The sequence below is a fragment of the Terriglobales bacterium genome, assembly GCA_035651655.1.
Lineage (GTDB): Bacteria > Acidobacteriota > Terriglobia > Terriglobales > Acidobacteriaceae > DASRFG01.
Genome location: DASRFG010000033.1, coordinates 76,031 through 90,184, shown reverse-complemented (window position 1 = coordinate 90,184; position 14,154 = coordinate 76,031). Strand labels below are relative to the sequence as shown.

15 protein-coding genes and 1 tRNA gene are annotated in these 14,154 nt (G+C 55.9%); 12 read left to right on the top strand and 4 right to left on the bottom strand.

Translation table 11 applies throughout. The annotated features are described in order from the left end of the window. The first annotated feature begins 686 nt into the window (after positions 1 to 686). From VFA76_16420 to VFA76_16400, 5 genes are all read left to right on the top strand, one after another. Complete coding sequence (locus VFA76_16420) at positions 687 to 1,127, top strand: hypothetical protein (protein HZR33432.1); 441 nt, start codon at positions 687 to 689, stop codon at positions 1,125 to 1,127. Positions 1,128 to 1,321: 194 nt separating this feature from the next. Beyond that, a complete protein-coding gene (locus tag VFA76_16415) occupies positions 1,322 to 1,456 on the top strand; it encodes a hypothetical protein (GenBank protein ID HZR33431.1) in 135 nt (44 codons plus the stop codon). Between the two features lie 394 nt (positions 1,457 to 1,850). Beyond that, positions 1,851 to 2,330 carry a response regulator gene (locus tag VFA76_16410; protein ID HZR33430.1) on the top strand — a complete coding sequence of 160 codons (480 nt, stop codon included), beginning with the start codon at positions 1,851 to 1,853 and terminating at the stop codon, positions 2,328 to 2,330. A gap of 70 nt (positions 2,331 to 2,400) precedes the next feature. Next, positions 2,401 to 3,084 (top strand): HAD family phosphatase, encoded by a 684-nt coding sequence (locus VFA76_16405; GenBank protein ID HZR33429.1) that lies wholly within the window; start codon positions 2,401 to 2,403, stop codon positions 3,082 to 3,084. Positions 3,085 to 3,601: 517 nt separating this feature from the next. Further along, positions 3,602 to 4,510, top strand: coding sequence for a tetratricopeptide repeat protein (locus VFA76_16400; protein ID HZR33428.1), 909 nt, complete (start codon positions 3,602 to 3,604; stop codon positions 4,508 to 4,510). Between the two features lie 12 nt (positions 4,511 to 4,522). On the opposite strand, the gene VFA76_16395 is transcribed toward VFA76_16400, so the two are convergent. Both VFA76_16395 and VFA76_16390 read right to left on the bottom strand, forming a co-directional pair. Continuing rightward, complete coding sequence (locus VFA76_16395; protein ID HZR33427.1) at positions 4,523 to 5,251, bottom strand: MIP/aquaporin family protein; 729 nt, start codon at positions 5,249 to 5,251, stop codon at positions 4,523 to 4,525. A gap of 115 nt (positions 5,252 to 5,366) precedes the next feature. Beyond that, complete coding sequence (locus VFA76_16390; protein ID HZR33426.1) at positions 5,367 to 6,344, bottom strand: hypothetical protein; 978 nt, start codon at positions 6,342 to 6,344, stop codon at positions 5,367 to 5,369. 236 nt (positions 6,345 to 6,580) lie between these two features. Here VFA76_16390 and VFA76_16385 point away from each other — a divergent pair, with 236 nt between their 5' ends. From VFA76_16385 to VFA76_16355, 7 genes are all read left to right on the top strand, one after another. Beyond that, positions 6,581 to 7,762 (top strand): acyl-CoA dehydrogenase, encoded by a 1,182-nt coding sequence (locus VFA76_16385; GenBank protein ID HZR33425.1) that lies wholly within the window; start codon positions 6,581 to 6,583, stop codon positions 7,760 to 7,762. Positions 7,763 to 7,815: 53 nt separating this feature from the next. Then, positions 7,816 to 9,240, top strand: coding sequence for an ATP-binding protein (locus VFA76_16380; GenBank protein HZR33424.1), 1,425 nt, complete (start codon positions 7,816 to 7,818; stop codon positions 9,238 to 9,240). 195 nt (positions 9,241 to 9,435) lie between these two features. Further along, positions 9,436 to 9,798: a hypothetical protein gene (locus VFA76_16375; protein ID HZR33423.1), complete on the top strand. Its 363-nt coding sequence runs from the start codon at positions 9,436 to 9,438 to the stop codon at positions 9,796 to 9,798. Positions 9,799 to 9,900: 102 nt separating this feature from the next. Further along, positions 9,901 to 10,284, top strand: coding sequence for a response regulator (locus VFA76_16370; GenBank protein ID HZR33422.1), 384 nt, complete (start codon positions 9,901 to 9,903; stop codon positions 10,282 to 10,284). A 427-nt stretch (positions 10,285 to 10,711) separates the two neighbouring features. After that, entirely contained in the window at positions 10,712 to 10,879 is a 168-nt protein-coding gene (locus tag VFA76_16365; protein HZR33421.1) for a hypothetical protein, read from the top strand. A gap of 77 nt (positions 10,880 to 10,956) precedes the next feature. Next, entirely contained in the window at positions 10,957 to 11,163 is a 207-nt protein-coding gene (locus VFA76_16360; protein ID HZR33420.1) for a hypothetical protein, read from the top strand. Between the two features lie 69 nt (positions 11,164 to 11,232). Then, positions 11,233 to 11,778 (top strand): hypothetical protein, encoded by a 546-nt coding sequence (locus VFA76_16355; protein ID HZR33419.1) that lies wholly within the window; start codon positions 11,233 to 11,235, stop codon positions 11,776 to 11,778. 53 nt (positions 11,779 to 11,831) lie between these two features. Here VFA76_16355 and VFA76_16350 read toward each other — a convergent pair. Beyond that, a tRNA-Arg gene (locus VFA76_16350) sits at positions 11,832 to 11,908 on the bottom strand. A 385-nt stretch (positions 11,909 to 12,293) separates the two neighbouring features. Continuing rightward, a complete protein-coding gene (locus VFA76_16345) occupies positions 12,294 to 13,763 on the bottom strand; it encodes a hypothetical protein (GenBank protein ID HZR33418.1) in 1,470 nt (489 codons plus the stop codon). Positions 13,764 to 14,154: the final 391 nt, after the last annotated feature.

The window sequence follows — 14,154 nt, the reverse complement described above, 5'->3', positions numbered from 1 at the left end:
CTTGGACACGCGACGCCACTCCAACCAAGTGCGCTCTTCAAGTAAATCATCGAGACTTCCCAAGCATTAATACAACGCCGGAGAATGTCCGCCTAATTCGACCCAAGAACAAGCACTGAAGACTGGGGTGGAACGTACCGTTCTATAGTTTTCAGTTAATATTTCGGCAAGCCCTTAGTTGGAACCAAGGCCCAGTATGGAGGTTTGTTTGGGAACATATCGTTCAAGTTTGGGGGAAAACACGTATTTCCCGGCATACGTCCAAAGAAACCCCATTACCCAGACAATGGGTATCCAACAAAGTAAGGCAATCCACAAACTCATTCCCCCGACATAGGGGATAATCAAGCCCGCTATCCATATTGTTGGGAGCATAGTGCGCTGATAGGTTTGAGAAACTCGAATATCCTTTCCACAATTCGGGCATTGAAACTTTGGGAGAAAATTAACAGCCTCCAGCTTTACCTTGGAGTGGCACTCGGGACACCTAGTGCGCTCGCGATATGTAGCAGGGTAAGACATGCTTCAATGGCTCAAGGGAGTGGCGTCAACTGGTGGTTGACCCAGTGCACGGAAACGCCGCGTCATCCACAGAGACCCGCATCCGAACTCCCATCAACTGCGCTCAAATGCTTACCTGGTGTCAGACCAGAACGAGTATAGTCTCTCTCATCCATAGGACTCGTATGCGTTCGCCCGAAGACGGAACAATGTCAGTTTCTCCAATTTTGTCAACCACCAGGATTGCTCTGTTCTCGTTGTTAGCTTGCATGTTCGTACTGGCGGCATCTATTTCAATCCAATGGTTTATCTATGATGGCTGGCTACATCGAGGCGGGCCTTTACGTATTGTAGGAACCTCCTTCGCAACTATTTTGACATTTGTGTTCAGCTTCCGCTGGCAGGTCTTGATACGTGAGCGGCGGCGTGAAATGCTTCGCCGATTTCAGACCATTGCCCGAATGAACGATCGGATTCGGAATGCTTTGCAAACAATTGAATGTACGACCTACCTGGCCGCGCCACAGGCAACCGAACCAGTCAAACAAGCTGTCGAGACTATCGACAGCGTACTTCGAGAGGTACTGGCTGACGTGGCGGTGTCCAGTAAAGCGGAGTCGGTTTAGCGCAGTCGAGAAGCCGCCTGATCACTGCGACGGAGTTGAGTTAGCGGCCTGCCATGTGTCCCTGCAATAGCAACCACATTCAATCCGCTTGAATTTCCCGGACAGCTGTACTAAGCTTTGCGGCTAACTCCAGCGTTAAACTCATGGTCCTCCCCCAAGCGTGCCCCATCTGCTTCCGCTCGGAAATTCAGCCTTTGTTCGACAAACCTGTCGCGATTAGCGTCAACTTCGAAGGCATTCTGCGGAATGTGGGCGGATTTACACCTTTCATGTGCTCGACTAACGGCCACATTTTCCTGGTGCGCAACACCGACCTCGATCCCGGGTAGGCTTCGAACAACCATGCTGGATACTTCGCCAGCCTAATGAGGTTGCTCGATTTTGCTCAGACGCGTACAGCCGGCTCAAAGCGCAGTTTCTGGTCGCGGGCGGACCTTAGTTTTTTTTTGTCGCAGCGCACACGCCAAATCACGGGCGGTGAGATGGGCCCTTTCGAGCCGGTAACGGATCTCCTGCGCCTTCAATACCAGCTTCCTGGAGCGCTCCTTGATTTCTCTTAGTTCTTGCGGCGTAAAAGGCACCCAGACCTCCGTTCATACGTCGGCAATATTGATGCCACGGCGGTCAAAAGTGTTGACCCAGAACGGGTCAAGCGGAATTTTTCAGGTCCGTCTTGACTGACATGGTTTTGAGGAATAACGTGAGTTTAAGGGAGTCCCCGTCGTGTCCCGCCAGCCTGTAATTCTCTGTGTTGACGATAATTCTGCAGGTCTGTCTGTACGCAAGCAGTTCCTTGAGTACAAGGGTTACGCCGTCTTCACCGCCCAAGATGGCCCCGCTGGTCTTGAGATAGCCCGCCGTGAAACCATTGATGCCGTCATTCTGGACTACAAAATGCCGGGCATGCGTGGCGACGAAGTTGCCGAAAGGCTCCGACGGGATCATCCTGAGCTGCCCATCATCGTGTTGTCCGGCTTTGTGGGAGAGTTACCCTCGTCGCTCGTTCGCATGAGTTACGCCCAGATCACTAAGGGTGACCCGATCGAGGCTCTCCTTGACGCCTTGGAACGCGTCACCAGCACAAACGCCAAACGCCGGCCTCGCAGCGCAAATCTAACGCACATCTGCGAAGAAGTCCTTCGACAATCCGAACAATTCCTCGAGAACTGCGGAAGACGCCGGGCTGCGCATCGCAGGGCTTAGCAGTTGTCCGCTGGATGAGCCGCCTACCTCAGACATGTATAAAGCTCTGCCAAATTGATAAATTCAGATCATGAAGTCTGAACCATCCGTGGTGGTGTTCGACCTTGGCGGCGTGCTGGTTGATTGGAACCCTCGATACTTATATCGCAAGCTCTTCAACGGCAACGAAGGCGCCATGGAACATTTCCTGGCAACCGTCTGCACCCCGGCCTGGAATCTCCAGCAAGATGCCGGCCGGTCCTTTGCTGAGGCTTGTGGTTCCCTGAAGGCGCTCCATCCCGAGAAATCTGCATTGATAGACGCCTGGTTCGATCGCTTCGACGAGATGCTGGCCGGGACCATCCCCGGGAGCGTTTCCCTCCTGGCTGAACTGCGCTCTGAAGGTGTTCCACTATATGCGCTGAGCAACTGGTCGGCTGAAACCTACCCCTGGGCGGTGAAACGCTTTGACTGGTTGCAGTGGTTTCGGGGAATTATGCTTTCCGGTGAAGTGAAGCTGGTGAAGCCCGACCCGAGAATCTTCCAACTGTTACTTGAGCGATTCGCGATTGATGCGAAATCCGCCGTGTACATTGACGACGTCGAATCCAACGTAAAGGCCGCGCGTGCGCTCGGAATGTATGGCATCCGATTCACCGATGCTGCGGCCCTACGTCGCGACTTGGTGAATCTGGGGCTACTGCGCCATGATGCGCCCACAAAAAACCGCGCCGCTCGAGCTCAGCCGGAGAGCGGCGCGGGTGGTAAAGGTTGAGTCCTTTCCGTGCGCAGAGAGTAGTCCAGTTTTCTGCAATTGCAATCCGGTGCTTATATGACAGGAAAGCCCCCTACACGGGTGCGTGTTCTCGGGCCGGGAGGTTGGGCGCCGCGTCGACGGCGTCGCGCTATTTGCCGAGTTTGACTGAATGGGGCCACCCCAGCGGCCAGGTGAGCCCGTTCATGGTTTGGCAGACCGGACATGGCACCTCGATCTTTACTTCCGGCATTTGGCTGTTCAAGTCGGGGCCCGAGATAGTGACGGTCGTGCTACACAGCGAGCACATCACAGTTTTTTCCATCTTGGCCCTCCGAGTGTGGAAAACACGGCCCGTAAAAATTGGCGGTCGGTCGTTCTACCTAGCGGTGCGCCTTACTTCCGTTCAATCCGGAAACGCGCTCTAGCAGCCTGATGCAGCGGCGGCGCAAAATCCCACTCTTGTACAACCAGGTTCCCAATATCCACAATTAAGATAAGTTTCCTATTGCTAATTAACCGCGCGTCTTCACATAATATGCGTAGTATTACAAATATAGCCGTGCACCGATACCATCGAGCGGACCTGCTGCGCATCCTTCGCCTCACGGCGCGCCAGTTATTGGGTTGGGAAAGAGCTGGCCTTGTCACTGTCGCCGAAAACTACTCCTTTTTTGATCTCCTGCAAATCAAAAAAGTGCGCGACCTATGCGCCCGCAAGGTACGCCCTGCAGTCATTCGGGAATCCCTCCAGGCTATGCAAAAACAGGTGGCCGGGATGGAAAACCCATTACTGGAAGCAGGAACATATTCCTCCGGCGCGCGCGTGGTATTTCGTCATGATGGCAAGACCGTGGAGCCCATCGCCGGCCAGTTTGTAATGGACTTCGCGCCGGAAAATAACCTGGTCTCCACCAATGTCCGGAGCATGCCCACGGCGCGCGATGTCGCTGAACTTTTCGCCCGCGGCATCGCTCTTGAGGAAGAAGCTTCCACCCAAACCGAAGCCATCGTAGCTTACGAAGAAGTGTTGCGCATGGAACCGGAACACGCCGCCGCCCACATTAATCTAGGCACTGTCTATTACAACCGCCAGGATTACATCAAGGCCGAGCTGCACTATCGCGCCGCCATCCAGGTGGATCCGCGCTACGCTTTGGCGCACTTTGACCTGGGCAATGTTCTGGATGAAACCGGCCGCGTGCCGGAAGCCATTGAGACTTATCGCACAGCGCTGATGCTCGCGCCCACATACGCCGACGCCCATTACAATCTAGCGCTCGCCTACGAAAAGATGAAAGAACCGCGCAAGGCGCTCAAGCACTGGCGGTCGTACGTGCGCCTCGATAGTTCGGGCCCGTGGTCAATCCACGCTCGCAACCAGATCCAGCGCATTCTTCAGAGCGACGGCCTGAAGCTTGTCTACCGCCGAAAACCTGCGAAGTAGCTGCCTCTCGCCCTAAAATTTCAAGTAACGAATCAATATTCCTGCTAGTACCCCACCCAACAGTGGACCGATCACTGGTATGGCAGCGTAGTTCCACTCGGAGCTTCCCTTCCTGGCAATAGGCCACAATGCGTGCGCGATGCGGGGGCCGAGATCGCGGGCGGGGTTGATTGCATAACCTGTGGTTCCGCCCAGGGAAAGCCCGATCCCCCACACCAGGCTCCCTACCAGGTAAGGCCCCAGACTTCCCACCGGCGAGATCGAAGTGACAGCCTTGGAAAAAATCGCTGCTACCACAAAGACCAGCACAAACGTCCCGATGATCTCGCTAACCACGTTCGAGACCGGATCGCGAATGGCAGGGGCGGTGCAAAAGCAGGCAAGTTTCAATCCCGGTTCCGGTGTTTCTCGCCAATGCGGCAAGTAGTACACCCATACCAAAGTGGCGTCCGCAAAAGCTCCAAGCAATTCGGCCGCGGCATAAGGCAGGACTTTCGCGAAACCTCCGGAAATGATGGCCGCGCTCAGCGTGATCGCAGGATTGAGGTAGGCGTCCCGGCTGCCACAGGCCACCGCGGTGAAAACCCCCGCCATCACCGCAAATGCCCACCCGCCAGTGATTACCATCCAACCCGCGCCCTCGGCCTTCGTCCGTTTCAGCAACACATTCGCTACCACACCATTACCAAGCAGAATCAGAATCATGGTGCCCATGAACTCGCCAAATAGCGGTGAAGTCATCGTGGCCGTCCCTTTCGCGAAGCGCCTTCTGGAAAAGCCGGTACCGGCGCCGCAACATCCTAAATGGGACGGAGAATTTTTTGTCTATTTCTGTTTGGCCTATCGCATGGGGTGGCTATTTGATTCCCACCCCGTAGAGGTAGTCATACGAGTTCCCCGAATCCCAGGGCAGGGTCGCATGAAAGGAGGAGAAGAGGATAGAGCGTTCCATGAAGGTGACAAAAACCTCCTGTTGAGAGTCCGCCGTTAAAACTCTGAACGTGAACAGTCCATGGCATGGATCTTGGAGTTTGCCGGGACCGTATAAATATGAACTATCGGCAATCGGAGTCAGTGTAGCCTGCAGCAGAGTTTTCCCCTGAGGGTCGTTCACCGTAATATTCCCCTTCGTGCCCACGATCATGGTTGCATTTCCCAGACTGGCAGTGCCGGTTTCCACATTATTCATCCCCGTGTTGGCATCTTTTTTCTGATAGTAGATGGCTTCATAAGTTCCCGCCCACGCAGGGTCGAAATCCTTGCTGACGTCCTTCTTCAGACCAAGAATGGCGCCATTGGGAGTGTCCACAGCGAAGACTCCGCTCGGAGTTCCGAAAATATAGTCTTGGCTTCCGTTGTCGCTCGAGATCAGGAACGTTCCTGAAGGATCGGATTGGATGCCGCTGGCTGGAAAGGTTCCCTGGTGAAAAGGCGGGTCTGGACCGAGCGCGCCGTAGGGCCAGTAGGAACTGACGCTTATGTTGCCCTGATTATCGACATTGACGGAGCCGACCTCCAGTCCTCCTGAGGCGGTACGAAATTGCATATAGTTGAACTTGTGGCTCGCCCAGGTGCTCAGGGATATTTTGCTGCTGTTGACTGCGGTCACCAAAGCAAGTGCATTGTGCTTGGGCCCGGTTTTGGCAGCCTGTACCAGCAGGGCGAAGTCCGGCACTTCATAGGCCGCCAACAGGTTCCCAGTAGGATCATCGAGCTTGTAGGTGCCGTCCGGATTGACGGTATAGGGAATTGTCGCGCCATCCCCATTCGAAAGGTTCTTATAGGTCAGCGTCAGGGCCGCCGGATCCAGCGTTATGATGAGAAAATCACCCACTGAAGCTGTCCCATTGTATGAACGAGGCAGAGAGCTTAACAGAGGTGAATTCGCGGATTTCGATCCGCAACCTACGATTGCAATCAACAAGCCTATTGTGACAAGTCGCAGCTTCATGACAGGACACCCTGGGGACGCTATCGGCACCCACTCCGAGGGACTCTAGCGCTCCTCAAAACTGCTTCTGCAGCGAGTGCTAGAATTCAGGGTTCTGAACCTGCATCCAAGGAATCCGTATGCCTGAGAGCACGTTACAAAGACCCGATGTTGCGCCTCCCTTAGTTGCCCTGAGTGAGGATGAAGTCCTATTTCGGGACAACGTCCGCCAATTTGCGGAGGAGAAGATCCGTCCGCTGGTGCGGGAAATGGACGAAAAGGGCGTCTTCGATAAAGACCTGGTCCGCCAATTCTTCCAACTGGGGCTCATGGGCATTGAAATCCCCGAACCATACGGCGGCGGAGCCGGCACTTTCTTCGAAGCCATTCTAGCCGTCGAAGAATTCTCCCGCGTGGATGCTTCCGCGGGAGTCGTGGTAGATGTGCAGAACACGCTGGTGAATAACGCCTTGCTGCGCTGGGGATCTGAAGAGCAGAAGAAGCGTTATCTACCGCGTATGGCCAGCGAGATGGTTGGCGCCTATGCCTTAAGTGAAGCGGCCTCCGGCTCCGACGCGTTTGCCTTGCAAACCCGGGCCGAGCAACGCGGCGGCGACTATGTGCTCAATGGCCGCAAGCTGTGGATCACCAATGCCAAGGAAGCCGGTCTCTTCGTTCTGTTCGCCACCATAGATCCGAGCGCCGGATATCGTGGCATCACCGCGTTTTTGGTGGAGAAGGACTTCCCCGGTTTCACGGTCGGCAAGAAAGAAGACAAGCTGGGCATTCGTGCCTCCAGCACCTGCGAGCTCATCCTCGAGGATTGTCGTGTTCCCCGCCACAACCTGCTGGGCGAAGCTGGGAAGGGCTACAAGATCGCCATCGAAACGCTGAACGAGGGCCGCATCGGAATTGGCGCACAGATGTGCGGCCTGGCACGCGGCGCTTGGGAATACGCCGCCAAGTACGCACAAGAACGCAAGCAGTTCGGCAAGCCTATTGCCGAATATCAGGGCATTCAGTTCCAACTGGCGCAAATGGCCACCGAAATCGAGGCCTCACGCCTGATGGTCTACAACGCCGCTCGCATGAAAGATGTCGGCATGAACTTCGTCAAAGAAGCCGCGATGGCCAAGCTCTTCTGCTCGCAAGTCGCTGAGCGGGTGACCTCCCTCGCCGTCGAGATCTACGGCGGCTACGGCTTCACCAAGGACTATCCTGTTGAAAAGTATTTTCGCGACGCCAAGATCGGCAAGATCTACGAAGGGACCTCCAACATGCAGCTCCAGACTATAGCCAAGCTGCTGTTAGGCGGTAAATAGGGAGCTGGCGTCGCTAATGCCTGCTAGACGCATCTAACCTGAGTAGTCCCCCTATGCGAGAGCTGCTGAAAGATCGTCCCGTCCTTGGCTACGTGTTCGCCGCAGTGGCGAGCGTGCTGGCCATCTTTGTAGTGCGGGGCATTGAGCCATTGGTGGGATATATCCCCATGCTCTTCCTCGCCGGGGTGGCGGCGGTGGAAGCCTACGCCGGGGCGGGACCCGCTTTGCTCTCGGTGGCGCTGTGCATTGGCGCCTCGCTTTTCGTACGTAATCACCCGCCCGTCAGCGAGCACCTGCACAACCTCACCAAGTTGGGGATGTTTCCCATAGTTGCGATTGTATTGATCTACTTGATGGAGGCGCATCGCCGGCAGAAACGGGTCGTCCGGGAGCAGTTGCTGGAGCTCAATACGCTGTTGGAGAGCATGCCGGAGGCGGTCTTCATTTTCGATAGCAATTCCCGGCTGGTTGACGTGAACCGGGCCGCCGAGCAAATTTGCGCATGCACCCGCGCGGAAATTCACGGCGCCCACCTAAGTTTTCTGGCCAAGCACATGGGTCTACAGCAGGATGAGCAACCCATGGCTCTCTCCGACCTAGCGGTCACCCGGGCGCTGGCGGGGGAGTCTGTACAGAATGAAGCGCGAGTATTTTCCAGCCGGGCGGACGGTTCCCCTATGAACGCGCTGGTTTCCGCCAATCCAATGCGCGATGCTGAAGGCGCGACCATAGGCGCGCTCCTGGTGGTTCGCGATGTAACCGAGATTACCCAGTTACAGCGGCAAGTGGCCGATGCCGAGCGGCACACCGCCATCGGACAGATGGCCTCTGGTATCGCCCATGACTTCAACAACGTGCTGAACACCATCACCCAGGCCGCCGCGCTGCTGCAGTCACAGCCTAACCAAAGCGATGATCAGCGCTTCTACGTGGGCATGATTGAAAATGCCGCCCGGCGAGGCGCAGAAATCATCAAGCGGGTACGCGAGTACGTTCGCGGAGCCAGCGGCGAAAGTGCCCAGGTGGACGTTCGCCAGATGCTCCAGGATGCGCTCGACCTCACCCGCCCGATGTGGCGGGGTGTCAATGGGCTGACCGTGACAACCGAGTTCAAGCCGGTGCCGCCAGTCCGCGCCAATGCCGCCGACCTGCGTCGCGTCTTCACCAATCTGATTGTCAATGCCATCCAGGCCATGCCCCGTGGCGGCCGTCTTACGGCCCGTTGCGAGGAGCGCTCCGGGATGGTAATTGCGTCGGTACAGGACACGGGCGAAGGGATCTTACCGGAGCAGCAGAAGAAGATATTTCTTCCCTACTTCACGACCAAGCAGACTGGTACCGGACTCGGGCTCTCGACTGCCCAGAAAATCCTACTGGCCAGCGGCGGAGATATCAGCTTTACCAGCGAAATCGGCAGCGGAACCACTTTCACTGTACAATTGCCCGCGTTTGAAAAGCAGCCTGCCAAGGCCGCGTAACTGGGCCCCTATTCTGATTCGTGGATTTGTGCATCTCCGGGTTCCTTTTATATGCACGGGATTGCACCGGGGGTGACGCAGCATTGCTTTTGAAATTCCCAGGGCATTGATTCCAAGGTGTTTAACAAGAATGCAACACTGGCCAGCAAGGTGCTTAATTGCGGTCGTCAGAATGATTGGCGGATGGGGGCTGCTTTGGCCGACCAAATAGACCAACTAATTGTTGCCCGGAAACCTAAGCGCGCGCTTCTTCCTTTATTGACCGTGCTTTTCGTGGTCGCCTACGGTCTTATGACCATGGTCATCGTCGAGCAGGGCAACACCATCAACTCCCAAGGCTGGCTCATTCGCGAGCTCTTTCACGACAGTCAGCAGCTCAATTCCCTGAAAGCCCAAATCGGCCACCAGGAGCAGGCCGCTAAGCCGGGCGCTCCCGCTGCGGATCCGCAAGTCCAAAAGGGCGGCAAGAAGCCGCAAAAAGTCCAGCCCCAGGTCGCACCGGACACAGACAAGGACGAGCAACCAAGCGACGTGCGCCGTACCTTGATCATCCTTTAACGGTCCTGATTTTTCGCGGGCCCTTAGGTCAGGTTACCTCTGGGCCTCCATCACTTGACAAGATCAGCCACTCGGAGTCACCATCGTTGACGGTGCCGCTTGTTGCATCCAGCCATACCGTCGATCCATGCCAGCAGGTCCGTAGTCCTATGCGTTGAGGACGACCCCGCCCAACTCCTCATGCTGCAGCAGATTTTATCGCTGGAAGGCTACCAAGTCTTACAGGCAACCACGACTGAAGAGGCGCTGGCGACCTTCCGTGAGGCACCCATTAGTCTGGTTATTGCAGACCACATGCTGCGCGGGGCCAGCGGTTCTCAATTGGCGCGCCAGCTTAAGGCGCTCAGGCCAACCGTACCCATCCTCCTCCATTCAGGCACTGACCCGGACACCTTGCAGCACATTGACGCTTTTATAAGTAAGGGTGAACCGGTGAAGCACTTCGTGGAGGTCGTTCGGCAGCTGGTGACCCGCTTTTCCAGCTAAGCGTTTTCCCCTGCTGAGAAGGCTGGCTCCTTATCCACACAAAAATCCACAGAGATTAGAGAAGCCCAGAACTGGCAGTGTGGAAATCCGGGGAAAGCTCTATAGCGCAATGGGCGGCTGCCCCTACGTGGCTTCGGGCACTTCCCTTATCTACTGGGGGATAGGCGCCCTCCGTCGGTGCAGGCGAGCACAATGCATTTCGTCCCTCCCTCCCCGCTATACGATTTGGCAGGCGGTGTAGGGCGGACACTCTTGTCCGCCGCAAGCCCTATTTCTGACGAGCCGAAACTCGGTCCAAATCCCTAGTTACTAGCCACATAACGCCAACGTTAAGCCCCTAGCGTCAGCGTTAAAAGTGTGTCATCTTGTTGCCGTGGCCAAGCCCCTGCTGATCTTCAAACTGTTACAAAGCTCTGGGGCAGTTGGGATGTGCTCCCTTTGCGCCGCTGACCTGAAGCTGGATGGAAAGTTTAAAGATGCCGAGCATGCCATGCGCGCGCTGCAACGCGAGTTCAAGAAGCACTGCGCCGCCAAGCACGCACGCGAAGATGGCACCGCCGTCGTGATAAAGCAGAAACTAAGACATGAAAAATAAAACTTATGCGGACCGCGAGAATGCGACGCACAGACACTCATCCCCCTGCCCCATATCGCGGTCCCCTGAGGAAGCCTATGGCCCGACTGCAATCAGATAAGTTCGAAGGCCTGCAAATGCATCTGGACCTTGTGGAAACCCACGCCAACGATCTTGTCACCCTGGCTTCGCACATCATCGGCCCCGCCAAGCAAGACGCCATGCGTTTAGGAGCGGCCATTCTTGCCGAGGTTGCAGCCATCAAGCAATACGCCATCGCTCTCCGCTCACCATCAGGTTCTTAACTCAGCTCGCCTTCCATTCCCCTACGCTCATGATAAAGTTTCTGCCCTCAAGAGGAGGATTGCGCGATCATGGAGGCCGCAGTCTCGCCGCTCTCGCAGTGGGAAAGTTTCTACGTCATCGTCGGCTCCTCCGCCGGGGCCCTGACCGGACTGCAATTCGTGGTGATCGCGCTGGTCGCGGACATGGAAGCGGCAACCAGCATGCTGGAGATTCGCGCCTTCGGCTCGCCGACCGTGGTGCATTTTTGCGCCTCGCTGCTCATCTCGGCGATCATGAGCGCGCCCTGGCACACTCTTTCCAGCGCCGGCTATGGGCTTGGCGCCTGCGGAGCTATAGGACTCGCGTACGCCATTAGCGTCGTCCGGCATGCGCGCCGGCAGACTGGCTATCACCCGGACAAGGAAGACTGGGCCTGGTACATCATGCTTCCATTGCTCGGATACGCGGCATTATTAGCGTCAGCTGCCCTGCTGCACCGGCATCCTACGCCGTCTTTGTTCGCAGTCGCTGGCACTGCGCTCCTGCTGCTACTGATCGGGATCCACAACGCCTGGGACACCGTGACCTACATGGCCGTAGAGCGCGGGCGCGCGGCAAAGAAAGGGCGAGAGTAGATGATGTGTCGGAGCGCAAGAAAGAGATTCAGCGCCGACTGCACCCGCATGAATGGTAGGCCCGGGGTGACTCGAACACCCAACCCTCGGATTAGAAATCCGATGCTCTTTCCAGTTGAGCTACGGGCCCGTTCTTTAAATTCTAGCATTCGCAAATATTCTCACTCGCCCTGCTCTCACTACTTCTTAATTTTACTTCTGAAATCTTGCGAATATTGCTGAAACCAGCATAGACACTGCTCAGAAACGCTCTTGCAACCTCTTGCTTCCAAGCTTTTCAATCGCGGTATTCAATTTGATCGATTGCGCCATTGACTAGCGAATCTACTCGCTTGACGTAGGCCCCACCAGTAATGCTTACATCCGAATGGCGCATGATTCACTGGATCGGGGTTTCTGGAATGCCAAGCTGGTAAAGATTCGTTGCGAGACCACGCTGGAACTGAAACGTCAGAGCTCGGCTTAGAGGGCGTCGCCTGCGCCACTTTTCGTGCTCCTGCAAAGCCCAAAGCAGTTCAGTAAGCCGCTTCATTCAAAGCTAAGGCTTTGAATGAGAAGCGGTTCGCCGTCAGATTCGTATAGCAACTGTCGTAACGGACGCCATTGCCGCCGCCGCCGCTCCAATCGATTGTTGGGGCGCCGGGAGCAGCCTTGGCGGCAAGCGGATTGCCCGCAGCGTCCAAGGTTCGCGCGACCAGAATGCCCCCGTTAATGGCGCCATTACCGCCACCGTTAGCATTCAAGACGCCAGCACCTATCACCAAGATCACGCCATCATAGCTGAAATTGCCACTCAAGGTCAGAGTTCCAGTGACGAGCAAGATACCGGCGCCTGTGGTTGCTCCTGACATGGTAAGGTCGCCCTTGACCACCGTCACCAGAGGACTAGGATCGCTACCCAGAGGTATTCCAGATTGGTCCCCCGTATACACCTGGTTCGCAGCAGAAGTTACCAGCGAGACGACTTTATTAAGGCCATCGACGGTTTTCCAAGCAGGGTCTAACGTTGTGTTCACGTTCTGCACGTTTGGTGAAGAAGAGCCGCTGCCGGTGTAGTGATCTGGCCGTGGAATAGCAGCTGTAATTGTGGTCTGTGAACTGTCGTCCCACGCGCCTACTCCGGGAAGTGCGGGAGCAGCTGCGCCACCACAACCGCGCTGGTCGGAGCCATCGACAACAAAATTATTAGAGTTAGGAGCGCTGTAGCTGGCGCCAGGGCCATCGAAGGTAAACGGCGATGGCAAAGGGGGTACGGTTACCCTTGCTACCTCCATCTTCAGCATCCTCCTGCCACCCGTTGGCGTGACTGCCAAAGAGGTGAGCATGTATACCGGAGCGTAATTCGGGTTCATCGCGGCACAGTGCGCCGCACCTCCGGCGAGCAAAACTTCGCTCTCGCCGGTCCAGCAAATCTGGGTTCCCAGTGTTGCCAGCGCGCTGCTGTTATTCACATAGTATGGTTCAGACGACCCGTTCCCTTTCAGCGTGACTCGGACCCATTTGTATTGCATTGCCGCAATCGTGTTGGCATAGGGCGCAGTACTGTTCCCAGTCGTGTACCAACCAGCGCCCGCCGGTACGGAGCCGCATGCTATGCCCTGCCCCGGGTTAACCAGACCGAGGCCGGTGTAGTTCTCATGGCACAATTCAGTATCAAAATATGCATTGGCAGCATTCCAGGGCTGCACTACGTCGCCCCCGCCAGATGGATTGAGTAAGTAAAGGACGCCGCCACCTGGGGCTGGCATCTGCGCCGGCAGTGCAAGCGGCGACGGAGCGCTACCACGCATCCGATCACGAACCTCTTCCAAGCCCGCTCTGGCTTCGAAGTACGCCTGCTGGGAAGAGCGGAAGTTGCTGTTAATCCTGGTTTCCGTGTCACCCATATAAATTAGCCCCAGGGCGATTGCAGTCAGGATCAGAAGCGCGAAAAGACACAACAACAAAGCAATTCCACGTCCATTTGCCTCCACGCGTTCCGTCATTTCCTTAACCACCTTCCATCTTGCCCAAGGGCGAAAAAAGTGCACAAAACTGAGTTACCCTTCGAGGCTATCTCTAAAGTTGATGGAGACTGAAGATTACTGTGGTAGATCAGATTTCAAGCGAGGGGTACAAAAGGGAGTGGCGTGTAAGTGGCCGAATCTAAGAGTGCAAGAAATGAGTACTTTAGTTACCTTGCTCCGACAGTAAGTTCTATTTTGCAAACGCTGAGCTACGGGCTTTTGCTGCAAATCCAGCATTACGCCAAGCCGGACCGATTCAGCTTTGGTAATTCGTCCGCGCCACACATGGCCACACCAATCCGCTGTTTTGAAAGGGCGTAGCTTTAGCTACGCCGCCCCACCGCTGCAGGAAAGCGGCTTCAGCCGCTGA